This is a genomic window from Haemophilus haemolyticus (assembly GCF_003493605.1).
Lineage (GTDB): Bacteria > Pseudomonadota > Gammaproteobacteria > Enterobacterales > Pasteurellaceae > Haemophilus > Haemophilus haemolyticus_J.
The window spans coordinates 1-1,549 of sequence record NZ_QQKA01000019.1 but is presented as its reverse complement, the minus strand read 5'-3'; the positions used below and the strand labels follow the sequence as shown (position 1 = coordinate 1,549).

At 51.0% G+C, this 1,549-nt stretch carries 1 rRNA gene; it reads left to right on the top strand.

The features are described from left to right. Window positions 1-1,549, top strand: a 23S ribosomal RNA gene (locus DV424_RS08800); the annotation flags it as partial.

The following is a 1,549-nucleotide window of genomic DNA, read 5'->3' as shown; positions in this document are numbered from 1 at the left end:
GAAGGTGTGTTGAGAAGCATGCTGGACGTATCACAAGTGCGAATGCTGACATAAGTAACGATAAAACGGGTGAAAAACCCGTTCGCCGGAAGACCAAGGGTTCCTGTCCAACGTTAATCGGGGCAGGGTGAGTCGGCCCCTAAGGCGAGGCTGAAGAGCGTAGTCGATGGGAAACAGGTTAATATTCCTGTACTTGGTAAAGCTGCGATGTGGGGACGGAGTAGGTTAGGTTATCGCACTGTTGGAAATGTGCGTTTAAGTTGGTAGGTGGGAAGTTTAGGCAAATCCGGACTTCCTTAACACTGAGAGATGATGACGAGGCTCTACGGAGCTGAAGTAACTGATACCACACTTCCAGGAAAAGCCACTAAGCGAAAGGCTTTACTAAACCGTACTGAAAACCGACACAGGTGGTCAGGTAGAGAATACTCAGGCGCTTGAGAGAACTCGGGTGAAGGAACTAGGCAAAATAGCACCGTAACTTCGGGAGAAGGTGCGCCGGCGTAGATTGTAAGGGCTAGCCCCTGAAGGTTGAACCGGTCGAAGATACCAGCTGGCTGCAACTGTTTATTAAAAACACAGCACTCTGCAAACACGAAAGTGGACGTATAGGGTGTGATGCCTGCCCGGTGCTGGAAGGTTAATTGATGGTGTAATCGAAAGAGAAGCACCTGATCGAAGCCCCAGTAAACGGCGGCCGTAACTATAACGGTCCTAAGGTAGCGAAATTCCTTGTCGGGTAAGTTCCGACCTGCACGAATGGCATAATGATGGCCAGGCTGTCTCCACCCGAGACTCAGTGAAATTGAAATCGCCGTGAAGATGCGGTGTACCCGCGGCTAGACGGAAAGACCCCGTGAACCTTTACTATAGCTTGACACTGAACATTGAATTTTGATGTGTAGGATAGGTGGGAGACTTAGAAGTAGTCACGCCAGTGATTATGGAGTCGTCCTTGAAATACCACCCTTTAACGTTTGATGTTCTAACGAAGATTACGAAACGTGGTCTCGGACAGTGTCTGGTGGGTAGTTTGACTGGGGCGGTCTCCTCCCAAAGCGTAACGGAGGAGCACGAAGGTTTGCTAATCACGGTCGGACATCGTGAGGTTAGTGCAATGGTATAAGCAAGCTTAACTGCGAGACAGACAAGTCGAGCAGGTACGAAAGTAGGTCATAGTGATCCGGTGGTTCTGAATGGAAGGGCCATCGCTCAACGGATAAAAGGTACTCCGGGGATAACAGGCTGATACCGCCCAAGAGTTCATATCGACGGCGGTGTTTGGCACCTCGATGTCGGCTCATCACATCCTGGGGCTGAAGTAGGTCCCAAGGGTATGGCTGTTCGCCATTTAAAGTGGTACGCGAGCTGGGTTTAGAACGTCGTGAGACAGTTCGGTCCCTATCTGCCGTGGGCGTTGGAGAATTGGTTGGGGCTGCTCCTAGTACGAGAGGACCGGAGTGGACGCACCACTGGTGTTCCGGTTGTGTCGCCAGACGCATTGCCGGGTAGCTAAGTGCGGAAGAGATAAGTGCTGAAAGCATCTAAG